The organism is Microbacterium paraoxydans (genome assembly GCF_019056515.1).
GTDB lineage: Bacteria > Actinomycetota > Actinomycetes > Actinomycetales > Microbacteriaceae > Microbacterium.
In genome coordinates this window covers 849,670-871,995 of the sequence record NZ_CP064873.1, presented here as the reverse complement: position 1 = coordinate 871,995, position 22,326 = coordinate 849,670, and the positions used below count along the sequence as shown (strand labels likewise).

23 protein-coding genes are annotated in these 22,326 nt (G+C 70.7%); 6 read left to right on the top strand and 17 right to left on the bottom strand.

Annotation, left to right across the window (positions count from 1 at the left end):
* Positions 1 to 12: 12 nt before the first annotated feature.
* From IZR02_RS04160 to IZR02_RS04110, 11 genes are all read right to left on the bottom strand, one after another.
* Positions 13 to 1,701 carry an ABC-F family ATP-binding cassette domain-containing protein gene (locus IZR02_RS04160; RefSeq protein WP_025103745.1) on the bottom strand — a complete coding sequence of 563 codons (1,689 nt, stop codon included), beginning with the start codon at positions 1,699 to 1,701 and terminating at the stop codon, positions 13 to 15.
* Between the two features lie 80 nt (positions 1,702 to 1,781).
* The gene (locus tag IZR02_RS04155; RefSeq protein ID WP_025103744.1) at positions 1,782 to 2,147 is read right to left on the bottom strand and encodes a type II toxin-antitoxin system VapC family toxin; all 366 of its coding nucleotides are present in this window, start codon (positions 2,145 to 2,147) and stop codon (positions 1,782 to 1,784) included.
* A complete protein-coding gene (locus IZR02_RS04150; protein ID WP_025103743.1) occupies positions 2,144 to 2,389 on the bottom strand; it encodes an AbrB/MazE/SpoVT family DNA-binding domain-containing protein in 246 nt (81 codons plus the stop codon). Before IZR02_RS04150 ends, IZR02_RS04155 begins: the two co-directional genes overlap by 4 nt.
* A 33-nt stretch (positions 2,390 to 2,422) precedes the next feature.
* Positions 2,423 to 4,243, bottom strand: coding sequence for a sensor histidine kinase (locus tag IZR02_RS04145; protein ID WP_025103742.1), 1,821 nt, complete (start codon positions 4,241 to 4,243; stop codon positions 2,423 to 2,425).
* Entirely contained in the window at positions 4,240 to 4,587 is a 348-nt protein-coding gene (locus tag IZR02_RS04140) for a response regulator (protein ID WP_025103741.1), read from the bottom strand. The genes IZR02_RS04145 and IZR02_RS04140 overlap by 4 nt, the downstream gene beginning before the upstream one ends.
* On the bottom strand, positions 4,584 to 4,727 hold the full coding sequence (locus IZR02_RS04135) for a hypothetical protein (protein ID WP_157524008.1): 144 nt from the start codon (positions 4,725 to 4,727) through the stop codon (positions 4,584 to 4,586). The genes IZR02_RS04140 and IZR02_RS04135 overlap by 4 nt, the downstream gene beginning before the upstream one ends.
* Positions 4,724 to 6,211 (bottom strand): glycosyltransferase family 2 protein, encoded by a 1,488-nt coding sequence (locus tag IZR02_RS04130; protein ID WP_025103740.1) that lies wholly within the window; start codon positions 6,209 to 6,211, stop codon positions 4,724 to 4,726. The genes IZR02_RS04135 and IZR02_RS04130 overlap by 4 nt, the downstream gene beginning before the upstream one ends.
* Positions 6,211 to 6,924: a PHP domain-containing protein gene (locus IZR02_RS04125; protein WP_025103739.1), complete on the bottom strand. Its 714-nt coding sequence runs from the start codon at positions 6,922 to 6,924 to the stop codon at positions 6,211 to 6,213. The genes IZR02_RS04130 and IZR02_RS04125 overlap by 1 nt, the downstream gene beginning before the upstream one ends.
* Positions 6,921 to 7,910, bottom strand: a complete 990-nt coding sequence (locus tag IZR02_RS04120; RefSeq protein WP_025103738.1) for an ATP-grasp domain-containing protein — start codon at positions 7,908 to 7,910, stop codon at positions 6,921 to 6,923. Before IZR02_RS04120 ends, IZR02_RS04125 begins: the two co-directional genes overlap by 4 nt.
* The gene (locus IZR02_RS04115; RefSeq protein WP_025103737.1) at positions 7,910 to 8,956 is read right to left on the bottom strand and encodes a response regulator; all 1,047 of its coding nucleotides are present in this window, start codon (positions 8,954 to 8,956) and stop codon (positions 7,910 to 7,912) included. The genes IZR02_RS04120 and IZR02_RS04115 overlap by 1 nt, the downstream gene beginning before the upstream one ends.
* Positions 8,957 to 9,094: 138 nt before the next feature.
* Positions 9,095 to 9,406 (bottom strand): DUF2277 domain-containing protein, encoded by a 312-nt coding sequence (locus IZR02_RS04110; RefSeq protein WP_025103736.1) that lies wholly within the window; start codon positions 9,404 to 9,406, stop codon positions 9,095 to 9,097.
* A gap of 100 nt (positions 9,407 to 9,506) precedes the next feature.
* On the opposite strand from IZR02_RS04110, the gene IZR02_RS04105 reads away from it, so the two are divergent.
* Positions 9,507 to 9,917, top strand: a complete 411-nt coding sequence (locus IZR02_RS04105) for a DUF4190 domain-containing protein (RefSeq protein ID WP_157544439.1) — start codon at positions 9,507 to 9,509, stop codon at positions 9,915 to 9,917.
* Between the two features lie 72 nt (positions 9,918 to 9,989).
* On the opposite strand, the gene guaB is transcribed toward IZR02_RS04105, so the two are convergent.
* Positions 9,990 to 11,492: an IMP dehydrogenase gene (guaB, locus tag IZR02_RS04100; protein WP_025103734.1), complete on the bottom strand. Its 1,503-nt coding sequence runs from the start codon at positions 11,490 to 11,492 to the stop codon at positions 9,990 to 9,992.
* 317 nt (positions 11,493 to 11,809) lie between these two features.
* Here guaB and IZR02_RS04095 point away from each other — a divergent pair, with 317 nt between their 5' ends.
* Genes IZR02_RS04095 through IZR02_RS04080 form a run of 4 tightly spaced genes read left to right on the top strand, consistent with a single transcriptional unit; the run spans position 11,810 to position 15,829 of the window.
* Positions 11,810 to 13,096: a branched-chain amino acid ABC transporter permease gene (locus tag IZR02_RS04095; protein WP_025103733.1), complete on the top strand. Its 1,287-nt coding sequence runs from the start codon at positions 11,810 to 11,812 to the stop codon at positions 13,094 to 13,096.
* A 3-nt stretch (positions 13,097 to 13,099) separates the two neighbouring features.
* A complete protein-coding gene (locus IZR02_RS04090; protein WP_025103732.1) occupies positions 13,100 to 14,077 on the top strand; it encodes a branched-chain amino acid ABC transporter permease in 978 nt (325 codons plus the stop codon).
* A complete protein-coding gene (locus IZR02_RS04085) occupies positions 14,067 to 15,065 on the top strand; it encodes an ABC transporter ATP-binding protein (protein ID WP_025103731.1) in 999 nt (332 codons plus the stop codon). The genes IZR02_RS04090 and IZR02_RS04085 overlap by 11 nt, the downstream gene beginning before the upstream one ends.
* Entirely contained in the window at positions 15,062 to 15,829 is a 768-nt protein-coding gene (locus tag IZR02_RS04080) for an ABC transporter ATP-binding protein (protein WP_025103730.1), read from the top strand. The genes IZR02_RS04085 and IZR02_RS04080 overlap by 4 nt, the downstream gene beginning before the upstream one ends.
* A gap of 65 nt (positions 15,830 to 15,894) precedes the next feature.
* Here the strand turns inward: IZR02_RS04080 and IZR02_RS04075 are convergent, their stop codons facing one another.
* The 3 genes from IZR02_RS04075 to groES form a co-directional block, all read right to left on the bottom strand.
* Positions 15,895 to 17,151 carry an ABC transporter substrate-binding protein gene (locus IZR02_RS04075; protein ID WP_025103729.1) on the bottom strand — a complete coding sequence of 419 codons (1,257 nt, stop codon included), beginning with the start codon at positions 17,149 to 17,151 and terminating at the stop codon, positions 15,895 to 15,897.
* Positions 17,152 to 17,295: 144 nt separating this feature from the next.
* Positions 17,296 to 18,228, bottom strand: coding sequence for an EamA family transporter RarD (gene rarD, locus IZR02_RS04070; RefSeq protein WP_025103728.1), 933 nt, complete (start codon positions 18,226 to 18,228; stop codon positions 17,296 to 17,298).
* A gap of 134 nt (positions 18,229 to 18,362) precedes the next feature.
* Positions 18,363 to 18,659 (bottom strand): co-chaperone GroES, encoded by a 297-nt coding sequence (gene groES, locus IZR02_RS04065; protein ID WP_017203655.1) that lies wholly within the window; start codon positions 18,657 to 18,659, stop codon positions 18,363 to 18,365.
* A gap of 150 nt (positions 18,660 to 18,809) precedes the next feature.
* On the opposite strand from groES, the gene IZR02_RS04060 reads away from it, so the two are divergent.
* A complete protein-coding gene (locus tag IZR02_RS04060) occupies positions 18,810 to 20,015 on the top strand; it encodes a THUMP-like domain-containing protein (protein ID WP_025104331.1) in 1,206 nt (401 codons plus the stop codon).
* A gap of 7 nt (positions 20,016 to 20,022) precedes the next feature.
* Here the strand turns inward: IZR02_RS04060 and IZR02_RS04055 are convergent, their stop codons facing one another.
* Entirely contained in the window at positions 20,023 to 21,216 is a 1,194-nt protein-coding gene (locus IZR02_RS04055; protein WP_025104332.1) for a hypothetical protein, read from the bottom strand.
* Complete coding sequence (locus IZR02_RS04050; protein ID WP_157544437.1) at positions 21,200 to 22,321, bottom strand: hypothetical protein; 1,122 nt, start codon at positions 22,319 to 22,321, stop codon at positions 21,200 to 21,202. Before IZR02_RS04050 ends, IZR02_RS04055 begins: the two co-directional genes overlap by 17 nt.
* Between the last annotated feature and the right edge of the window lie 5 nt (positions 22,322 to 22,326).

The following is a 22,326-nucleotide window of genomic DNA, read 5'->3' as shown; positions in this document are numbered from 1 at the left end:
CCTCCGCGGCGGTCAGCGCGCACGCGCCACCCGCCGCTCGTCCCACACCGGCTCGTCGGACTCGTAGACCTCGCCGTCCGTGCCGAACACGAGGAACCTGTCGAAGGAGCGCGCGAACCACCGGTCGTGCGTGACCGCCACCACGGTGCCCTCGAAGCGTCCGAGCGCCTCCTCCAGCGCCTCGGCCGACTCGAGGTCGAGGTTGTCGGTGGGCTCGTCGAGGAGGAGCAGGGTCGCGCCGGAGAGCTCGAGCAGGAGCACCTGGAACCGCGCCTGCTGTCCGCCGGAGAGCGATTCGAACGGCTGCTGGGCCTGGCGGACGAGGCCGTATCTGTCCAGCGCCGAACTCGCCGCGTCGCGGGGCATCCCGTCTCGGAGGTCGTCCCCGCGGTGCAGGATCTCGAGCAGGGTGCGGCCGACGAACTCCGGATGCGCGTGGGTCTGCGCGAAGAGCCCCGGCACCACGCGGGCGCCCAGCACCGCACGCCCCGTGTGCGCGACGGGACGGAGCTCCTCCGCGACCGCGGTCACGTGCCCGAGGGACGGGTCCGGGTCGGTGCCGCCGCAGGCCAGCAGCCGCAGGAAGTGCGACTTGCCCGAGCCGTTGGAGCCGAGCACGCCGAGGCGGTCGCCGTACCAGATCTCGGTGTCGAACGGACGCATGAGGCCGGTCAGCTCCAGCCGGTCCGCGACGACGGCCCGCTTGCCGGTCCTGGCGCCGCGGAGGCGCATGTCGAACTCCTGCGCCGGGGGCCGCTCCTCGGGCGGGCCCGCCTCCTCGAACTTCCGCAGCCGCGTCTGCGCCGCCTGGTAGCGGGACGCGAAGCCGTCGTTCGCGGACGCCTTGACCTTGAGGTTCGCGACGAGGACGCGGAGCTTCTCGTGCTGCTCGTCCCACCGTCGGCGCAGCTCGTCGAGCCGGTCCATCCGATCGGTGCGCGCCTGGTTATAGGTGGCGAAGCTCCCGCCGTGCACCCAGGCGGTCGACCCCGCCGCGCCGGGCTCCAGCGTGATCAGACGATCGGCGGCCCTGGCGAGGAGTTCGCGGTCGTGCGAGACCAGCAGCACGGTCTTGTCGGTGGCGCGCAGCCGCTCCTCGAGCCATCGCTTGGTCGGCACGTCGAGGTAGTTGTCCGGCTCGTCGAGCAGGAGCACCTCGTCCGGGCCGCGCAGCAGCGCTTCCAGGGCGAGCCGCTTCTGCTCGCCGCCGGAGAGGGAGGTGAGCTCGCGGTAGCGCGCCCGCTCGAACGGCACGCCGAGCGCCGCCACGGTGCACTGGTCCCACACGGTCTCGTGCTCGTAGCCGCCGGCATCCGCGTACTCGGCGATCGCGGAGGCGTAGGCCATCTGGGTGTCGTGCTCGTCGCGGTCGATGAGGGCGTTCTCCGCGGCCTCCAGCGCCTCCGCGGCGGCACGGAGGCGGGTGGGAGCCACCCGCACGAGCAGCTCGTGCACGGTCTGGCCCGGCTCGCCGTGTCCGACGAACTGGTCCATGACGCCGAGGCCGCCGTCGATGGTCACGACCCCGTCGTCGGCCGGCTGCTCGCCGCGGATGATCCGCAGCAGCGTCGTCTTCCCGGCACCGTTCGGTCCGATGAGAGCACTCGTCGAGCCCGCCCCGACACGGAACGACACCTCGTCGAGAAGAGGTCTGCCATCGGGAAGCGTCAGCGAGACTCCGGATGCGTCGATGTACCCCACAGGCGTGGCCGTCCTTCCGCCCGCGGACAGCGAGCCGACCAGGCTATCAGTCCGCGGGGCTTCGCGACGACCGGGACGAGCTACGGTCGTAGCTGCTCGATGCGCCCGCCGTCGCCCCATGCCCGGTCCGCGGTCAGCACCGCCGCGTCCATCCGTTCGGCGAGCGCCAGGCACAACCGGTCTCCGAGAGAGAGCCCGGTGCCCCGGGCCCAGAGCGCTGCCGCCCTTTCCGCGTCGCGATGCGAGACGGGCTCGATCGTCAGACGATAGCTGAGGAGGAGTCCGGAGGCGATGCCCCAGTCGGCCCCGGCGGCGCGCACCTTCTGGGCCACCTCCGACCAGTTCGCCGCACCGATGACGCCGCCATCGAGAGCCTGCTCCACGCGGGCGGCACCGGGCTCGTCCTGAAGGAATGCCAGCACAGCCGACGCGTCGAGGACCGTCACGCCGCGTCGTCCTGCGCAGCGGCCGCGCGGCGCTCGGCGAGCAGAGCCTCCAGGACGCTCTGCCCCTCGAGCTGACTGCGGATGAGCGCCTTCGCCTGTTCGCGAGTGAGGAGGACGACGCCACCCTCCGCTTCGATCATCAGGAGGGGAACGCCCTGATCCCAGTGCTGCCGCGCGCGCAGCTCAGCCGGAATCACCAGACGGCCGCGGTCTCCCATCGGAGCGACGAAGGTGGTATCCATCAACCCACGATACCACTGCCCGTCCTCGCGTGGTCAGTCCGCGCGGCTGAGGGTCTGCAGCACCTCGGTCTTGGGCGCCGCCGGGAGGAAGAACCGGAACTCGGTGCCCACCCCCTCCTCGCTGGTCACGTCCATGGACCCGCCGTGGGCCAGCACGATCGCCCGCGTGATCGTGAGCCCGAGCCCCACCCCCGGCACGGCGTTGCGGGTGGCCGTCGAGGCCCGGAAGAACCGGGTGAAGAGCATGCGCTGCTCGTCCTGCGGGATCCCGACCCCGGTGTCGGCGATGGCCACCTGCACCCCGCCGTCGAGGCGACGCACGGCGGCCGTCACCCGACCCCCGCGCGGGGTGAACTTGATGGCGTTCGAGAGGAGGTTGTCCACGGCCTGCCCGAGGCGTCCGGGATCGACGAGCAGCGGGATCGGCTCGTCCCCGACCTGCAGGTCCAGCTCGATCCCCTCGCGCTGCGCGTGCGGTCCCGCCGAGGCCACGGCCGTACGCACGAGCGCCGCGACGTCCGCCTCGTCCCGTTCCAGGGGGAAGCGCCCCGACTCCACCTGCGCCGTGAAGAGCAGGTCGCCGACGAGGTTCAGCAGGCGTTTCGCGTTGCGCTCGATGATGCCGACGAACTCCTGCTGGTCCTCCGTCAGCGGCTGACCCGGATCGTTCTGCAGCAGGTCGAGGAAGCCGATGATCGCGCTCAGCGGCGTCCGCAGCTCATGGGAGATCATCCCCACGAACTCGTCCTTCATGCGCGCGACCTCGACGGCTCTCGTCTCATCGGTGAGCACGAACAGGTAGCCCTGCTGCGCGCCGGACGGATCCTTGTGCGGCGTCACGGTCACCCGGGCGGGTACCGTCGTGCCGCCCGCGGTCTTGACCTCGATGTCGCCGTCGACCGTGTTCCCCGCGTCCGCCTGGGCGAAGAGCTCGCAGAGGCCCTCCGGCACGTCCGCGCGCTCGTCGGGCGCACCGGGCACGCGCGGTGCGCGCGCGACCCCCTCGCGTGCGGCGGTGTCCTCGGCCAGCATGGTCAACGCCGACGACGAGAAGAAGCGATCGACACGTACGTCGTCGAGAGCCTCGTCGTGAGAGAGCCCGAGCAGGCGGACAGCCCCGGGGTTCCAGGCCGTGACGCGCCCCTCGCGATCGGTGCCGATCACGGCCTGCGCCGTGATCGACGCCCACAGGCCCTCGAACGAGTCGAGCAGCACGCGGTACTCGTGCTCCTTCTGTCGCAGCTGCACGATCATCGAGACGTTCTCGGACAGCGCCTTGGTCCGCTCCGTGACCAGCTCCTCCGCCTGCTGCACCCGCAGGCGCTGCTGCCGGGAGAGCTCGTTCACCACGGCGGCCACGGCCGCGAAGACGAGAGGGCCGACGACGCCGCGGAGCCACGCGACCGCGTTCGTCGGCGGTTCGATGACGTAGGGGATCAGCAGCGCGAGCGACGTGAACGCGCCGACGGCGAAGACCCAGCGGATGCCGGGCGCCGCCGCGATCCAGATCACGGGGAGCAGCACGAGCGAGCTGAAGAGCGAGGCCGCGCCTCCCGTCCCCGCGCGGAAGAGCCCCAGTCCCAGGATGTCGACCATCGGGACCAGGAGCACGATCCAGCCCTCCCGGATGTGCAACGCGCTGAGCACTCCGGCGTGGAGCGTCGCGACGAGGACGATCGCGAGGCCGGCCAGAGCGAGGGCGACATCGGTGAACGGCAGGCTGGGGATGGCCCAGGTCATCACGCCCGCGATCGCGGCGGCGACGAGCGTCGGGATCTGCTTGACGATCGGATTCGGGTTGTCGACGACCCGATACCAGCGGTTCTCGGCGCGCTCCAGCGGTGTCGCCCTCATCGCGGGACCCGTTCCACGGCGCGATGCAGGTCGGCCCCGGTGATCGGCTTCGGCAGGGCCGCGTCCGCCGGCGGGTACTCCGCGACGTCCAGCACCGAGCTGACGATGAGGAAGCACTCCGGATAGCGTTCGTGGATCAGGCGGCAGCAGGCCTGCCCGGAGATGCCCGGGAGCAGCAGGTCCAGGACGGCGACCTGGGGGTCGATGTCCGGGAAGGCGGCGATGGCAGACTCCGCATCGGGCGCGACGAACACGTCGAAGCCCTCCCGGTCGAGGTACCGCCCCAGGAGGGTCGCCTGATCCGGAGCGTCCTCGACGACCAGGGCGAGCGGCCGTCCGGTCATCGCAGGAGCAGCTCTCGGACGACGACGATCACGACCACGACGGCGAGGGAGATGAGCGCCTGCGGGATGAGGCGGCGCTCCTTCCGGGCGTCGGCGGCGATCTCCTCCACCTCGGCGTCGTGCGATGGTGCGTCGGTCATGAGTCGACCCGTCCGATCTTCTCGGTCTTGATCCAGGAGGCGTCCGCGCGACGCCACTCCTTGAGGTACGAGTCGGCGGTGATCGCGCACAGCAGCGATCCGTACCCACAGACGTAGAGCAGCAGGCCCGCGAAGAAGCGTCCGGCCGGAAGCGGCTCGACCGCCCGGGCGAGCCAGATGCCGAGCATCGACACCGGCCCCCAGAGGGCGAACGCCATCAGCCACAGCACCCGCGTCTGCTCCGTCGACTCCTGCCCCGCCGCGCCGATCAGGCCGTCCAGGGCCCAGGGGAACAGCGCCAGGGCCATGAGGATCAGCGCCCCGAGCCCCGGGAACATGATCGCCTCGCGCCAGGACTGCCGCCCGATGCGCGGATCGAGCTGGACGGAGTAGAGCATCGAGAAGATGTAGATGGCCGCCGCGGCGATCCACATGAACCGGAACACGAACTCCGCGACGTCGCTGTGCAGGAGCAGGAGGACGATCATCGCGGTGGCGGCGAGGAGCAGGAGCGCCGGCATCAGCAGGATCGTGAACCAGGCCAGCCCGAAGGGGATGCTGCCCAGGTTGTGGTCGCGACTCGGACGGAACCAGAGCTTCTTGTAGATCGAGGTGAGCTGCACGTTGCCGCGCGCCCAGCGCAGCCGCTGCTTCCAGAGACTGTCGATCGTCCGCGGCTCCTCGGCGAGCACCACGGCGTGCGGCTCGAACACCATCCGGCGGCCGTGGAGCTGACTCTCGAAGGTCGTCATGGTGTCCTCGGCGAGCGTGCCCGTCGGGATGCGTCCGCCGATCGCCTCGAGGTTCGCGCGGGAATGCAGCTGGGCGCCCCCGGCGAGGCAGGCGATCGCTCCTCCGACGTTCTGCGTGCGCCGTGCCGAGAGCTGGCCGATGACGTACTCGATCGCGATGAACCGGGTGAGGTAGTTGCGGTCCCTGCTGCCCTCCGCGATGTAGGCCGTGACGGCCCCGACCTCCTCGTCCGCGAGGTGCCGGGTGAGCTTGCGCAGGGAGTTGCGCGCGAAGATCACGTCGGCGTCCATGATGAGCACCGCCTCGGTCCACGGGTCGGCGAGCACAACGTCGAGGCCGTGATTCAGCGTGTGCGCCTTGCCTTCGCCGCCCTTCTCGCGTCGCAGGTGGACGACCCGCCCCGGATAGGTCGCCGCCTTCTGCTGCACGATGGCCGGGGTGTCGTCCGTGGAGGCGTCGTCGACGACGAAGACACGGAGGCGCTCGGCGGGGTACTCGAGCTGGAGCAGCCGCTCGATCGCGGGGCCGATGACGAGGCCCTCGTTCCATGCCGGGATGACCACGGCCACGTTCGGGTGGTACGGGGCGGCCTTGCCGTAGTGATTGCGGAAGGCGTGCAGCGGCAGCATGAGGAACTGCAGACCGGTGTTGACGACCGGCAGCGTGCCGATCAGCACGCAGAGGAGGAGGATGACGACGACGACCGTCTCGATCCAGGTCAGTTCGGGCATCAGCGTCCTTCCGTCCCGGTGAGCAGCGGGACGATGCGGGAATACCGGCCGACGTCTGCGGCCACGTGGCTGTCGGTGGAGGCCACGATGCCGGCGCCCGCGCGCTCCAGGGCGTTCAGCGCCTCCGCCCCGGGGCACACCCATTTCTCGTTGACCTCGACGAGCGTGTCCGTCTCGGCGGCGGCTCGCGCCCACGCGTCGAGGCGCTCGCCCCCGAGCTCCTCCTCCGCGAGGCCGATCTTCGGCAGGATCGAGAAGCAGTGCGCGAGCTGGTTGCCCGGATGGCGGCGCATGGTGGCGATGACGGCGTCCACGAACTGGTCGAGGACGTCGGCCGGCGCCCAGCCCGCGGCGATGCGCTCGCGGACCGCGGTGGGTCCGAGCGGCCCGTCCACGCCGGGGAACTGATGATCGGCGATGAGGATCCGGTCGATGCCCGCCGGAAGCGCCGGGATGTCGAGCGCGCCCGAGGCGTCGAGGATCTTCGCCTCCACTCCGGTGAGCACGGTCAGCCCGTCCGGGACGGACAGGCCGCGGACGGCGGCGAGGTACTCCGGCACCCAGGTCGTGCCCTGCCGCACGTGGTCGACGAGACGGACGGTGTCGAGACCGACGGCCGCAGCCGCGGCGACGTTCTCCTCCAGGGTGGAGACCGCGTCGTCGGAGAACGTGGAGTGGACGTGGTGGTCTCCGCGCAGGGCGGGATGACTCACAGCTCCTCCTGGTGACCGGCGTGCGCCGACACGAGCACGTCGTCGACCTCGACGATCACGTCCTCCAGGAAGCGCACGGAGGCGACCTCACGGAAGGGTACCTGCACCGGGATCTCCCGGCCGAGGAAGAGATCGGCGACGAGCGACGGGATGTCGACCCCGGCGGCGATCGTCAGCGGGAGCGCCCCGGGGAAGCGCGGGTTGACCTCGAGCAGCACGGCCCGCCCGTCCCGATCGCGGCGGAGCTGCACGTTGGCGACGCCGACGAGGCCGATCGCCCGCGCGATGGCGGCGGCGGTCTCCTCGAGCTCGGGGTCGCGGAGGGTGCGGCCGGCGATCGCGACCCCGGAGTCCACCCGGGCACGGGTGCGCGGCACCGCCGCGACCACGCCACCGGAGGCGTCGGCGATCACATCGACCGAGTACTCCTCGCCGGGGAGGAAGTCCTGCACGATCAGCCCCTCATCCGTGGGGAGGGCGGCGAGCGCCTCCGCGTCGGGGACGAGGCGCACGCCGCGGCTGCCCGCCCCCTGCCGGGGCTTGGCGAACACGGGGAACTCCCACGCGACCTCCGCGGCATCCGGGCCGGCGAGCACGGTGCGCGGCACACGACCGGTCGGCGCGCAGCGCTCCGCGAGGGCGAGCTTGTCGAGGGCGGTGTGCAGCGTGTCGGCGGGCGGCGCGGCGAGGACCGCGGGGGCCAGCTCGTCCCGGCGGTCCGCGAGCGCGATCAGCTCCACGTCGACGGTGGAGATCACGAGGTCGAGACCGTCCTCGGCGACCATCCGCGCGATCGCCGGCACGAAGTCCGCATCCCGCCCCGGGGGAACCAGACGACGCTGCGCCGGCGGGACGAGGTAGATGCCGCTCGCCCAGCCGTCCATGTCGGCCGCGAAGACCGTCAGATCGGACCGGCGCAGCAGGGAGCGGATCACCGCGACTCCGGCGGGGCCCCCGGCTCCGGTGACCAGTACGCGCTTCGTCATCAGCTCTCCCGTCGGGTCAGTTCATGGGCGCCGATGAACTCGGCGGTCTCGCGCACGACCTCCAGCGGCTCGACGGCCACGCCGCCGCCGAACCGCGACCAGTAGCGGGCGGTGGCCGTGACGAACTCCGGCGCGAGGTACTCCCGGTTCGCGGCGGCCTGGGACTGGAAGCACTCCAGCAGCCGCAGCTTGTCGTCGAGGAAGCGGTCGATGCGGACGAAGCGCGTGGGCCGGTAGTCGATGGTCGCGGACGGGCTCTGGTAGCACGCGACCGTGCCGACGCGGCGCGTCGCGACGATCGTCGCCTCGTTCACCGCGCGGTGATCCTGGTGGCGGTCATGGTGCGAGTGCGTGTAGACGATGGTCGGCTGGATCTCCTGCACGACCTCCTCGATGAGGCGGACGGTCGACCCGCCACCGGAGATCTCGGTGTCGACGAGGTCTTTCACGAACAGCCGGGCGCCCACCTGCTCGGCGGCGGCGAGGGACTCGTGCTGGCGGCTGTCCGCATCACCGCCGCGCGCTCCGCGGGAGAGCGTGAGGATGGTGATGCGATCGCCGGCGGCCGCATGGGCTGCGAGGATGCCGCCGACACCGATCTCGACGTCGTCCGGGTGCGCTCCGATCGCGAGGACGACCTCACCCGTCTTCGCCTCCGCTGTCCGGCGCCGGGACTCCTCGACGAGCCGGGTGACCGACTCCACGAGCCGGGCGTTGTCGAGCGGCTTGGTGAGGAACTCGTCGGCCTGCGCCCGGAGCGCGGAGACGGCGTACTCGACCGAGACGTGCGCCGTCATGACGATGACCGGCACGGTGGGCATGAGGCGGCGCAGCTCCGCGAGGAGCTCCAGGCCGCTGAGTCCCGGCATCTCGATGTCGGTGACGACGACGTCGGGTTTCACCGCCGCGGCCTTCTCGAGCGCCGACCGGCCGTCGTCCGCGAGATCGACGACGCAGCCCGCACGCCGTTCCAGGACGGTCTTCACGAGCAGGGCGACGTCGTGGTCGTCGTCGACGACGAGGATGCGAGGGGGGACCTCAGCCATGTACAGCTCTCCTTGGGGAGATTCCCTGCCGAGGGGATTCGGCGGTGCGACCGCGGTGCCTTCATCACCGGGCCGCAGGGAAAGTCGAGCGGGGTACGTCGATTCTGGCACAGGGCTCCACCCCCGGCCCGCAGCGCTTCAGCCCGCGCGCGCCGCCCGCTTCTCCTCCTGGTAGAGCCGGATCGCCTCGTACCGCTCCGCCGACCGCGCCCGTCTCTTCGCCGCCTGCTCCTCGCGGTTCTTGGGCGGCGCCGAGGTCACGAGATCGTCGAGCAGCCGCCGCGTGGCCACGGCGATCTCGGCCACCGCGCGGTCGAAGACCTCACGGTTCGCCCGCGACGGCGCCGTCGTCCCGGAGATCTTGCGGACGAACTGGAGCGCAGCCTCGCGGCACTCCTCGTCGGTGGCCGCGGGCTCGAGGTTGTTCAGAGGCACGATGTTCCGGCACATACCGGCACCGTACGCGCGGCTCACGAGCCGCGAAAGGGGGATGGCATGCCCGTCCCGCCGTCGCTACGCTCTGGGCTACGACCGGAACCGAGGAGAGATCATGACTGACGCACCGCCGCCCGACGCCCCGCCGCCCTACAACCCGCCGCCGCCCAGCAGCACGCCCTCGCCGTATCCCGCCGCCTCCGCTCCCCCGCCCGGCACCGCCTCCGCGCAGGACGTGCCGACGTCGCCCCCGGGGCGGGTGCTGTCGATCATCGGCCTCGTGCTGGCGTTCCTGCTGCCGCCGGTCGGCCTCATCCTCAGCATCATCGCCGCCGTGCAGCTCGGCAAGGCGAAGGCTCCCAAGGGCATCGCGATCGCCGGCATCATCATCGGCGCCGTCCTGACGATCTTCGCGATCATCGGCATCATCCTGCTGGCGACCGTGCTGGCCGGCGTGATCGGGACGTGCGCCGAGCTCGGCCCCGGGGTCTGGGACGTCGGCGGCGTCACCTACCGCTGCGGCTGACCGCACCGCGAACGGCGAGGGGCCGGATGCAGCGCATCCGGCCCCTCGTGCGTCCCCCTGCGGGGGTCGCGGTCACTTCTTGTAGTTCGGCGCCTCGACGACGATCTGCACGTCGTGCGGGTGCGACTCCTTGAGCCCGGCCGAGGTGATGCGCACGAACTTGCCGCGCTGCTTGAGCTCCTCGATGGTGCGGGCGCCGACGTAGAACATCGACTGCCGCAGGCCGCCGACGAGCTGGTAGGCGACGGCCGAGAGCGGGCCGCGGTAGGGGACCTGGCCCTCGATGCCCTCCGGGATCAGCTTGTCGTCGCTGGGCACGTCGGCCTGGAAGTAGCGGTCCTTCGAGTAGGACGTCTGCTTGCCGCGCGTCTGCATGGCACCGAGCGAGCCCATGCCGCGGTACTGCTTGAACTGCTTGCCCGACTGGAAGACGATCTCGCCCGGCGACTCGTCCGTGCCGGCCAGGAGCGAGCCGAGCATCACAGCGTCGGCACCCGCGACGAGCGCCTTCGCGATGTCGCCCGAGTACTGCAGGCCGCCGTCGGCGATCACCGGGACGCCGGCGGGGCGCGCCGCGAGCGAGGCCTCGTAGACGGCGGTGACCTGCGGCACGCCGACACCGGCGACCACGCGGGTGGTGCAGATCGAGCCGGGGCCCACGCCGACCTTGACCGCGTCGACACCGGCGTCCACCAGCGCCTGCGCGCCCTCACGGGTGGCGACGTTGCCGCCGATCACGTCGATGTGGGCGAACGACTCGTCGGCCTTGAGGCGCTTGACGAGGTCGATCACGCCCTGCGACTGCCCGTTGGCGGTGTCCACGACGAGCACGTCCACCCCGGCGTCGCGGAGGGCCTCGGCGCGCTCCCACGCGTCGCCGAAGAAGCCGATCGCCGCGCCCACTCGCAGGCGGCCCTGGTCGTCCTTGGTGGCGAGCGGGTACTTCTCGCTCTTGTCGAAGTCCTTGATGGTGATGAGGCCGGCAAGCTTGCCGTCCTCGTCGATGAGGGGCAGCTTCTCGACGCGGTGCTTCGCGAACAGCGCGATGACCTCGCCCGCGGCGACGCCGACGGGGGCGGTGACGAGGTTCTCCCTCGTCATGACGTCCTTGACGAACGTGCTCTGACGCTCGAAGCCGGAGACGAAGCGCATGTCGCGGTTCGTGATGATGCCCACCAGGCGACCCTCGTCGTCCACGACCGGGAGGCCGGAGATCCGGTACTTGGCGCACAGCGCGTCGACCTCCTCCACCGTCGCGTCCTGCGTCGTGGTGATCGGGTCGGTGATCATGCCGGACTCGCTGCGCTTCACGCGGTCGACGTGCGCGGCCTGGTCGGCGATCGAGAGGTTGCGGTGCAGGATGCCGATGCCGCCCTCCCGGGCCATGGCGATCGCCATGCGGGATTCGGTCACCGTGTCCATCGCGCTGGAGAGCAGCGGCGTCGCGACGGAGATCCGTCGGGTGATCCGGGACGACGTGTCGGCCTCACTGGGGATGACGTCGGTGTGCCCGGGGAGCAGCAGCACGTCATCGTAGGTCAGTCCGACGAAGCCGAAGGGATCGTGCTGGTCCATGGAATCTCCTCCTGCGCGAGTGGCGCGGATCCGGGTGCGAATGGGGGGGTCGACGTCGGCCGGTGCGCGGGCGTGACCCGTATGGAGATTCTAAGCGAGACACGCCCGAGAACATTCCCAGGGCCCTGTCGTTACCGGACCGTTGGCCGGGACGATAGGTGATTCGCCGATCGCCCATTACGCTCAAGTGCGTCGTCCATCCCCGCGGTTCGACCCGAGCCCGCGGAGACAGCACTCACAGTGGAGGTTGCGTGGGACCCACAGCACTCGCCGGACCGCGAAAGCGCCCTTGGGCCTTCGCCTTCTTCGGAATCCTGATGGCGCTCGCGGCATCGCTCCTGCTCCCTCCCTCAGCGGCCTCCGCCGAGACCACGGACGACGGACAGGAGGTCACCGACTTCTACTTCGCCGGTGTCGTCACCAACGGCGACGAGCCCGTCGAAGGCGTCGTCATGACGATCGAGGGCAACGGCTTCGACGCCGAGACCGAGACGGACGCCGAGGGCAAGTGGCGCCTCTACGTGCCGGAGAAGGAGACGTACACCCTCACGGTGGACGAGTCCACGCTTCCGGACGGCGTGATCGTCGACGCGACGCAGCTTCCCGAGGGCATCCAGCCCGTCGCCGGCACCACCGCCTCGTTCGAGCTGGAGTTCGGTCTCACCGGGACGAAGATCGTCAACCTCTTCCTCGGCGAAGGCGAGCGGGTGACCGTCTCCTTCCTCGATCAGCTCCTGTCGCGCCTGGTGGGCGGTCTGAACTTCGGACTCCTGCTGGGGCTCGCCTCGATGGGCGCCGCGCTCATCTACGGCACGACCCGGCTGTCGAACTTCGCGCACGGCGAGATGGTGACGTGGGGTGCGGTGATCACCCTCGTCGTCACCTCCTTCTGGCAGCTCCCGCTGTGGGCCGGCATCATCGCCGCGGTCATCGGCGGCGCGGCGCTCGGCTGGGCGCTGGACGCCGGCATCTGGAAGCCGCTGCGGCGCCGTGGTCTGGGCGTCGTCCAGCTCATGATCGTCAGCATCGGCCTCTCGCTGGCCCTGCGCTACGGCCTGCAGTACATCATCGGCGGCAACACCTACCAGCTGCCCGGCGCGAGTCCGGAGCCGATCCGCCTCGGTCCGATCTCCCTGTCGTACATCGACATGATCGGCATGGCCACGAGCATCATCGTGATCCTCGGCGTCGCGTTCTTCCTCACCCGCACCCGCACCGGGAAGGCGACGAGGGCGATCTCGGACAACCCGCAGCTCGCCGCCGCCTCCGGCATCGACGTGGACAAGGTCATCCGCGTCGTCTGGATCCTCGCCGGTACCCTGGCCGCGATCTCCGGCATCCTCTGGGCGTACTTCCGCCCCGGCGTGAAGTGGGACATGGGCATGCAGATGCTGCTGCTGATGTTCTGCGCCATCACGCTCGGCGGCCTCGGCTCCGCGATCGGCGCGCTGATCGGCTCGATCATCGTCGGCCTCGCCGTCGAGGTCTCCACGCTCCTCGGAGTGCCGACCGACCTCAAGTACGCCAGCGCCCTCATCGCGCTGATCATCATCCTGCTCGTGCGACCGCAGGGCATCCTCGGACGCAAGGAAAGGTTGGGCTGACGCATGGACTTCGGAAGCATCTTCGGCAACACCGCCTCCTACCTCTTCAGCCCGACGACGATCGCCTACGCGCTCGCGGCCACCGGCCTCGCGGTGCACTTCGGGTACACGGGTCTGCTCAACTTCGGCATGGCGGCGTTCATGGCGATCGGCGGCTACGGCTACGCGATCTCGATCCTCACCTTCGGATTCCCGTGGTGGCTGGGCGTGCTCGTCGGCATCACCGGCGGCGCGCTCTTCGCCCTGCTGCTGGGCATCCCGACCCTGCGGCTGCGCGCCGACTACCTCGCCATCGCGACCATCGCGGCCGCCGAGGTCGTCCGCCTGATGTTCGTCACCGAGCTCTTCAAGGACTGGACGAACTCCGCGGGCGGTCTGTCCGGGTACCACCAGAGCTTCCGCGACGCCAACCCGTTCCCCCCGGGGACCTATGGCTTCGGCCCGTGGACGTACAACGCCAACGACCTCTGGGTGCGGGTGTTCGGACTGCTCACGCTCGCTCTGACGATCCTCGTGGTCTGGGCGCTCATGCGCAGCCCGTGGGGCCGGGTGCTCAAGGGCATCCGCGAGGACGAGGACGCCGTGCGCTCGCTCGGCAAGAACGTCTTCGCCTACAAGATGCAGGCGCTCGTGGTGGGCGGTGTGATCGGTGCGCTCGGCGGCATCGTCTTCGTCCTGCCGTCGGCGGTCATCCCCGGCAGCTACTCGACGTCGCTGACGTTCTTCCTGTGGACGATCCTGCTCCTCGGCGGCGCGGCCACGGTGTTCGGCCCCACGCTCGGCGCCGTCCTGTTCTGGGTGGTGTTCGCCTTCCTCGGCGCGCTCCTGCCCGCGATGGCCACGGCCGGCTACCTGCCCATGACGAGCGCTCAGGCCGACGTGGTGCGCTACATCCTCATCGGCATCGTGCTGATGCTCATCGTCGTGTTCCGCCCGCAGGGCATCCTGGGGAACAAGAGGGAGATGACCTTTGTCAAGTGAGAACGACGCGGCCGTCACGCCCGCGAAGAGCGCTCCCCGCGCCAAGACCACCGGCCTCGCCGCGGGTCCCGCCGCCCCCGGAGTCAAGAAGGTCGACCCGATCCTCGTCGTGGACGCCGTGCAGCGGCGCTTCGGCGGCCTCACGGCGGTCGACGTCGACCACCTCGAGATCCCGCGCGGCGCCATCACGGCGCTCATCGGTCCCAACGGCGCTGGCAAGACCACGCTGTTCAATCTCCTGTGCGGCTTCGACAAGCCCAACAGCGGCACGTGGTCCTACGACGGCAAGAACCTGTCCGGAATCCCGTCGTTCAAGGTCGCCCGGATGGGACAGGTGCGCACCTTCCAGCTCACCAAGTCGCTGTCGTTGCTGACCGTGCTGGAGAACATGAAGCTCGGCGCGAAGGACCAGCGCGGCGAGGGCTTCTGGGCAGGGCTGTTCCCCTTCCTCTGGCGCAAGCAGGAGCAGGAGATCGAGCAGCGCGCCCACGAGCTCCTCGTGCGCTTCAAGCTCGACGCCAAGGAGCAGGACTTCGCGGCGTCGCTCTCCGGCGGGCAGCGCAAGCTGCTGGAGATGGCCAGGGCCCTCATGAGCGACCCGAGCCTGGTGATGCTCGACGAGCCGATGGCCGGGGTGAACCCCGCCCTCACGCAGTCGCTCCTCGATCACATCCTCGACCTCAAGGACCTCGGGATGACCGTGCTGTTCGTGGAGCACGACATGCACATGGTCCGTCACATCGCCGACTGGGTGGTCGTGATGGCCGAGGGGCGCGTGGTGGCCGAGGGGCCGCCGGAGACCGTCATGGAGGACCCCGCGGTGGTGGACGCCTACCTCGGCGCCCACCAGGACGTGGACCTCGGCGCCGTCACCGGCCGTCTCCCGGTGATCTCCGACGCCGACGCGGAGCGCATCCGCGAGCAGATCGAGACCGAGGTCGAGGCCGAGGTCGAGGCCGAGGACGCCGCCGAGGAGGGCAAGGCATGAGCACCGCAACCCCCGCCGAGGGCGCCGCCCGGGCCGACGACGTGGTCGTCGAGCTGAAGGACGTGCACGCCGGCTACCTGCCGGGAGTCAACATCCTCAACGGCGCCAACCTCGTCGCCCGCCAGGGTGAGCTCATCGGCATCATCGGCCCGAACGGCGCCGGGAAGTCGACGCTCCTCAAGGCGATCTTCGGCATGGTGAACGTCCGCGAGGGCGACATCACGGTCAAGGGTGAGAGCATCGTCGGTCTCAAGGCCGACAAGCTCGTGCGCCGCGGTGTGGCCTTCGTGCCGCAGACGAACAACGTGTTCCCGTCGCTCACCATCCAGGAGAACCTGGAGATGGGCCTCTACCAGAACCCGAAGATCTTCGCGGAGCGACTCGAGTTCGTCAGCAGCATCTTCGCCGAGATCGGCAAGCGCCTGAAGCAGCGGGCCGGCTCGCTCTCCGGCGGTGAGCGGCAGATGGTGGCCATGTCGCGCGCGCTCATGATGGACCCCTCGGTGCTGCTGCTGGACGAGCCGTCCGCCGGTCTCTCCCCCGTGCGACAGGACGACGCCTTCATCCGCGTCTCCGACATCAACAAGGCGGGCGTCACGACGATCATGGTCGAGCAGAACGCCCGCCGGTGCCTGCAGATCTGCGACCGCGGCTATGTGCTCGACCAGGGCAAGGACGCCTACGAGGGCACCGGCCGGGAGCTGCTGAACGACCCGAAGGTCATCGGCCTCTACCTCGGCACCCTCGGGACCGACGCGGCCTGAGACGCGGCCCAGGAACGACGAAGGCCCCGGATGCCGAAGCATCCGGGGCCTTCGTCGTCGCTGCGTTACTTGATGCGCGAGGTGACGTTCTCGGAGTCGAACTCGTAGACGCCGATGGCAGCGCCCTTCGGGTCGTTGTTCTCGTCGAACGTGATCTCACCGGAGAGGCCGTCGTAGTCCGGCGTGCCGCCGTCGTTGATGATCGCGGCGCAGTCGGCGTAGTTGTCGCACTTCTCGCCGTCGCCGTCACCACCGGAGACGGTGATCATCTCCGCGGCGATGTCCGGGCCTTCGACCGAGCCGGCCTTCAGCGCGGCCAGAGCGATCAGCACCACGGCGTCGTACGCCTCGGCCGAGTACGTCACGGCGTCGATCGGGTCGTTGCCCTCGGCCGTCCAGACCGCGTTCAGCTGGTCGAGGAAGTCCTGCGGCAGCTCGGCGCCGGCGCGGGTGCCCTTCGAGCCCTCGAGGCTGACCGACACGTCCGCACCCCAGTCCTTGAGGTTGCCGTCGACGAGGTACAGCGACCCCGTGTCGACCCCGGCGTTGCCGAGCAGCGGCGCGATCGTGGCGAACTGGTCGTAGGAGACGACGGCGACCGCATCCGGCTTGGCCGCAGCGATCTCCGAGACCTGGGCGTTGAACTGTCCGTCGCCCTGGTTGTACGAGGCGTCGGCGACGACCTCGCCGCCGGTGCTCTCGAAGGTGGCCTTGATCGCCTCGAACAGCCCCGTGCCGTACGGGTCGTTCTGGTAGATGATGCCCAGCGTCTTGTGACCGTCCTCGGCGATCTCGTTGCCGAGCACCTCGCCCTGCAGGTTGTCGCTCGGCGCGGTGCGGAAGTACAGCGGGTTGATGCCCGTGAAGTCCGGCGACGTGTTGGACGGGGACACCGTCAGGATGTCCGCGCCCGCGTTGCCGTCGAGGATGAGCTTGGTGACGCTCGAGGACGCCGCGCCGATCATGGCGGTGATGCCGTCGTTGCGCAGGTTGGTGATGGACGTCTCGTAGGCCTTGTTGTCGAGGTCGCCCTCGTCGGCCGTGCTGAGGTCGATCGTGATGCCGGCGTCGGCCTCGTTGATCTGGTCCACGGCGAGCTGGACGCCGGCCTCCATCGGCGCGCCCAGGAACGCGAGCGTACCGGTGGCGGGCAGCAGCGAACCGAGCTTGAGCGTCAGGTCGGCGGCGGGCTTGTCGCCACCCCCGTCCGACGGCTCCGCGTTCGGCGTGCTGCTGCAGCCCGCGATGATGAGGGCGGAGGCGCTGACCAGCGCGATCCCGGCGAAGATCCTCGCGCTGCGCGAGCCCTTCAGTGCGTTCATGATGCTCCCTTGCGTAAACGAACGTGGATGGTGACCACAGTCGGGTGCTCTAACACTAGGGCGTGCGCCCCGCGCGCAGGAGGGGCAAGTATCTCGGTGCGTTAACGATCCAGGACCGCTGTTTCCGCCGGTGGGCGGGCGGGATCAGAGCCCCGCGGCGAGGGTGTCCCGACGGCCGCGCCGTGCGGCGAGGAGCAGATCGACGACGAAGACCGCGATCGCGATCCACACCAGGACGAACCCGATCCAGCGCTCCGGCGGCATCGGCTCGTGCAGCACGACGACCCCGATGAGGAACTGGAGGATCGGGGTGAGGAACTGCAGCATGCCGATGACGGCGAGGTCGACGCGACGCGTGCCGGCCGCGAACAGCAGCAGAGGGACGGCCGTCGCCACTCCCGCGAACGCGAGCAGCACGGCATGCGGCCCGCCCGCAGTCCCCATGGTCAGGCCGGCCGGCGTCGTCGCCACGATCACGAGCTGCACCACCGCGATGGGGATCAGCCAGAACGACTCGAGCGTCAGCCCGCTGACCGCGTCGACGGCGGGGCCGATCTTCTTCTTGATGAGCTCGTACAGGCCGAAGGAGGCCGTGAGCGTCAAGGCGATCCAGGGGACGTGGCCGTACGCCACGACGATGACCACGACCGCGATGGCCGCGATGCCGACGGCCACCCACTGCAGCCGGCGGATGCGCTCCTTGAGCACGAAGACGCCGAGCAGCACCGTCGTGATCGGGTTGATGAAATAGCCGAGCGCCGTCTCCACCACGTTCCCGCTCAGCGTGCCGAGGACGAAGACCTGCCAGTTGACGTAGATGAGGAGGCCGGCCAGGGCCGTCCACCCCAGCAGCCGCGGACTCCGGACGATCGCGAGGAAGGCGGCCCATCCCCTCGTGACCGTGAGCAGCAGGAGACAGAAGACGAAGGAGAGCAGCACCCGCCAGGCGACGACCTCCCACGGACCGGTGGGCTGCAGCAGGAGGAAGTAGAGGGGCAGGACGCCCCACAGCAGGTAGGCGCTCCCGGCGTAGGCGACGCCCGCCGTCCGGGTGGCGCGGGTCGTCTCAACGGTCACCGCACAACCCTATGCCTGCGCCGCCGGGCGACGCGCCGTTCGGGACGCAGAAGAGGGCCCGGATGCCGATGCATCCGGGCCCTCTTCTGCGGACCGGGTTCCCGTCCGGCGAGCGGAGGGAACCGGGTGTGCGATCAGCGGACGACGACCGCCAGGACGTCGCGAGCCGACAGGACGAGGAACTCGTCCGCGCCGAACTTCACCTCGGTGCCGCCGTACTTGCTGTAGAGCACGCGGTCGCCGACGGCGACGTCGAGCGGAACGCGGTTGCCGTTGTCGTCGATACGGCCGGGGCCGACCGCCACGACCTCGCCCTCCTGGGGCTTCTCCTTGGCGGTGTCGGGGATGACCAGGCCACTCGCGGTGGTCTGCTCGGCCTCGACCTGCTTGATGACGATGCGGTCCTCGAGCGGCTTGATGGAAACCGACACGGTCTACCTCTTCTTTCTTGACGCTGACACGAAAGACTCGTTCGCACTCTCAACCCGAGAGTGCTAATGCCAGTGTAGGCGGTCGGCTGGCACTCATGCAATGCGAGTGCCAACCCCGCTCCGGCGGCCACCGGGTCCTAGGGTGGGAGGGTGGAGATGTCCGAGCTGCGCGCCCTGCTGACCCCCGCCGGCCTCGAGCTGCTCGATGCGCTCGGGCCGGTCACCTCCACCGCCGAGGCGGCCGCAGCCGTCTCCCGGCTGCGCGCCGCCGGCCACTCCCCCGACCTCGTCTCCGCCGTCGTCGGCCAGGCGCACCTGCGCGCCAAGGCCACGGCGAAGTTCGGCCCGTTCGCCGCCCGCATGCTCTTCACCCGCGCGGGCCTCGAGCAGGCCACCCGCCTCGGAGTGGCCGCCCGCCACGCCCAGCGGATCCGCCGGGCCGGCCTCACGAGCGTCGCCGACCTCGGCTGCGGGATCGGCGGCGACGCCCTCGCGTTCGCCGGCGCCGGACTGGCGGTGCACGCCGTGGACGCCGACGAGGTGACCGCGGCCCTCGCCGCCTACAACCTCGCCCCGTTCGGGGACGACGCCACAGTGCGCCACGCGACCGCGGAGGAGGCGCTCGGGGAACCGGTCCCCGGCCAGGCGATCTGGATGGACCCCGCCCGCCGCACCTCCGGGCACAGCGAGACCCGGCGCGTCTCCGCCGACGTCTACTCGCCGTCGCTCGACTGGGCGTTCGCCGTCGCCGCGCAGCGCCCCACCGGGATCAAGCTCGGCCCCGCCCACGACCGCGACGCCCTGCCCGCGGACGCGGAGACGCAGTGGGTCAGCGCCGACGGGAGCGTGGTCGAGCTCGTGGTGTGGTCGCGCGAGCTCGCGAGGGAAGGGGTGCGGCGCTCCGCTCTCGTCATCCGCGGCGAGCGCTCGCACGAGCTCACCGGATCCGCGGATGCCGAGGACGCGCCGGTCCGTGCGCTCGGGGCCTTCCTCCACGAGCCGGACGGGGCCGTCATCCGGGCCCGGCTCATCGGCGACGTCGCCCGCAGCCTCGATGCGGGGATGCTCGATCCGCGCATCGCGTACCTGACCTCGGACGCCGCCCTGACGAGCCCGTTCGTGCAGTCCTTCCGCGTCCGGGAGACGCTGCCGATCACGCCGAAGACGATCAACGCGGCCCTGAAGACCCACGGCATCGGCCGCATCGAGATCAAGAAGCGCGGGGTGGACGTCGATCCGGCGGCCTTCCGGCGCAAGCTGACCCTGCGCGGCGACGCCGAGGCGACCCTGATCCTCGCCCGGTTCGGCGATCAGCGCCGCGCGATCCTCGCCGACCGGGTGCCCGCCGCGGACTGAGAGCGGGTCAGCCCTCCGGGTCGCGGCCCGGGATGTCGACGCGGATCGGATCCCCGGGCGGGCCGGTGGTCACGAGGTAGGACTCGCCCGTCGCCGCGTCGACGACGGCGGGGCCCGAGGTCACGGTGAGGTAGGGCGTCTGCCAGCGCGTGAAGTCCACCTCGATGACGGATGCCGACAGCAGTTCCCCGGTCTCCTGATCGACGTCGAGGAGCTGCACGCGGAGCCCGGACTGGACGGCTTCGTCGATCGTGGCGCATTGACGCGAGCCGTCGGCGTCGACGATCAGGCAGCGCTGGGAGGGCCCGCTCTCCGTGCTGCGGTCGCCGAGCCAGACCGGCTGCTCGCGGAACGACCCGAGGACGGAGAGGTTGAGGTTGTAACCGTCGCCGACGAGCTCCTCCGCCCTCGCGCGCTCCGCCTCGCCGAACTGGGCGACGAGCGTGGAGCTGCCTCCCCAGCGCTGGATGCTCACCATCGGCTCGTCCGTGGTGGAGAAGAGCATGACCGCCGTCACGCTGTCGAAGGAGAAGGAGCTCTCCTCGTCGTCCGCGGAGGAGACCGGCACGGGGAGCGAGGCGTACAGGCCCGTCCCCACCTCCTCCCCGGCCAGGCAGGTCGACTGGGAGTCGGCGCCCACGTCGAGGATCAGGCACCGGGTGGCCCCGTCGTCCTGTGTGGCGAACCAGGCGAGCGCCCCCTCCGCCTCTCCCACCGGGCGGACGGAGCCGGGATCGTAGTCCTCCCCGGCGAGTTCGATCCGCCGGTCCTCCTGCGCCTCCGTCAGGGGGAACGCGTCCGGTCGCGGGGCGAACAGCGCCCACCCGGCCCCCACGCCGATCGCGAGGAGAGCCGCCGACGCCACGAGGACCGGCACGAGACCGCGGCGGTTCGCGGCCGGCGCCTCGGACGCGGAGACGTCCTCCGTGTCCTCCGGCGCGGCGTCTTCCGCGACCGGCCCTTTCTCCGGCTCCGGGAGAGCGTCCGCGACCTCCTTCGCACCGCCGGGGTCCGGGGGTGCGGACGTCGCCGGCTCCTCGGACGCGGACAGGGCCGTGCGGCGGCGCTCCGCCTGGAGCTCCTCCAGCCGGAGGGCTGCGGCAGCGTCGAGCCCGCCGTCACGGCCGTATGCCGCACGCTCCAGCGCCCGGCGCTCCGCGTCGTCGTCTCTGGACTGGGGTCGGTCAGTCTCCTCCCGCACCGACGTCGCTCCCTTCTCGGATGATCACGAAGGACGGGGAGCCACCGCCCGGCAGCTCGTAGGTCGTCAGGCCGCCGGTCTCCGCGTCGGTCAGCTGCAACCTCAGCCGACCGTCGTGCTCCTGCAGCGTCTCCGTCGTCTCACAGGCTTTCGGCGCGTCCGGTGTCGCCCCGTCGTAGACGAGGCACTGCCGCCCCGTCTCGGCCTCGGAGGCCGTCCAGATCGGGACGTCGCGGTCGTACCCCACGACCCAGATCGAGTGGGGGTCGAACCCGTCCTCGACCAGACGCGCGGCCGTGCGGGTCTCTTCCTCGTTCGCATAGGTGATGCCGCTGCCCTCACCGGAGCCGAACTCCGAGACGCCGACGGCCACCGCCGGTTCGCCGTCGGGCGTGAGGAGCAACTGCGCCATGACCTGTCGGGTGTACTCGTCGTCCCGCTGCGTCGTCACCTCGCCCCACAGCCCTTCCTTCTGGACGGCTTCCCGCTGGTTGCAGCTCGGCGTCGTGCTCTCCGCCGATCCGAGGACCAGGCAGACGCTCGCCCCGCCGTTCTGTGTCGCCATCCAGACGACCGCGCCCTCCTCCGTCGCGACGGCGCGCACCGATCCGGGGTCGTACTTCCCGGATGCGATGAGTTCGGACTGCCACCCCTGCTGCTCGGCGCTGAGCGCGACCGCGGCACCGCCGGTCCGGCCGAAGGCGAGCCACCCGATGCCGAGCCCCAGGAGGACCATGACGACCGCGGCGAGCGCGAGCATCCCGCGCGAACGGTGCCGCGCCTCGGTCACGGCGGGGCGGTCGGTCCGGGTGGCGTCGTCCACGGGCTCGTCGTCCGGCACCACGGGAGCGTCGTCTCCTGTCGGAGTCTCGCCGTCGTCCGGCACAGTGGCGAGGGAGTGCCGGGACCGCGGAGGACCGGGCTGCCGGGTCTCCTGCACAGAGCCGGCCATCGGATCCGACGTGCTCGGTCCCGGAGACGGACGCCGCCGGGCATCGTCGAGCTGTCGCAGGCGCGCGGCCTCCGCGTCCGTGAGGCCTCCGCCCGGGCCGAAGGCCTTGCGCTGCAGGGCCCTGCGCTCCTCGACATCGTCGTCGTCCGTCATGGCCA

Bases quoted from the DNA above. Each gene is read 5' to 3' on its own strand.
- IZR02_RS04095 (WP_025103733.1), top strand. From the start codon at position 11,810: ATGGCGCTCGCGGCATCGCTCCTGCTCCCTCCCTCAGCGGCCTCCGCC.
- IZR02_RS04080 (WP_025103730.1), top strand. From the start codon at position 15,062: ATGAGCACCGCAACCCCCGCCGAGGGCGCCGCCCGGGCCGACGACGTG.
- IZR02_RS04075 (WP_025103729.1), bottom strand. From the start codon at position 17,151: ATGAACGCACTGAAGGGCTCGCGCAGCGCGAGGATCTTCGCCGGGATC.
- IZR02_RS04140 (WP_025103741.1), bottom strand. From the start codon at position 4,587: ATGACCGGACGGCCGCTCGCCCTGGTCGTCGAGGACGCTCCGGATCAG.
- IZR02_RS04145 (WP_025103742.1), bottom strand. From the start codon at position 4,243: ATGAGGGCGACACCGCTGGAGCGCGCCGAGAACCGCTGGTATCGGGTC.
- IZR02_RS04120 (WP_025103738.1), bottom strand. From the start codon at position 7,910: ATGACGAAGCGCGTACTGGTCACCGGAGCCGGGGGCCCCGCCGGAGTC.
- IZR02_RS04150 (WP_025103743.1), bottom strand. From the start codon at position 2,389: ATGGATACCACCTTCGTCGCTCCGATGGGAGACCGCGGCCGTCTGGTG.
- guaB (WP_025103734.1), bottom strand. From the start codon at position 11,492: ATGGACCAGCACGATCCCTTCGGCTTCGTCGGACTGACCTACGATGAC.
- IZR02_RS04110 (WP_025103736.1), bottom strand. From the start codon at position 9,406: ATGTGCCGGAACATCGTGCCTCTGAACAACCTCGAGCCCGCGGCCACC.
- IZR02_RS04135 (WP_157524008.1), bottom strand. From the start codon at position 4,727: ATGACCGACGCACCATCGCACGACGCCGAGGTGGAGGAGATCGCCGCC.
- IZR02_RS04115 (WP_025103737.1), bottom strand. From the start codon at position 8,956: ATGGCTGAGGTCCCCCCTCGCATCCTCGTCGTCGACGACGACCACGAC.
- IZR02_RS04050 (WP_157544437.1), bottom strand. From the start codon at position 22,321: ATGACGGACGACGACGATGTCGAGGAGCGCAGGGCCCTGCAGCGCAAG.
- IZR02_RS04130 (WP_025103740.1), bottom strand. From the start codon at position 6,211: ATGCCCGAACTGACCTGGATCGAGACGGTCGTCGTCGTCATCCTCCTC.
- IZR02_RS04090 (WP_025103732.1), top strand. From the start codon at position 13,100: ATGGACTTCGGAAGCATCTTCGGCAACACCGCCTCCTACCTCTTCAGC.
- IZR02_RS04105 (WP_157544439.1), top strand. From the start codon at position 9,507: ATGACTGACGCACCGCCGCCCGACGCCCCGCCGCCCTACAACCCGCCG.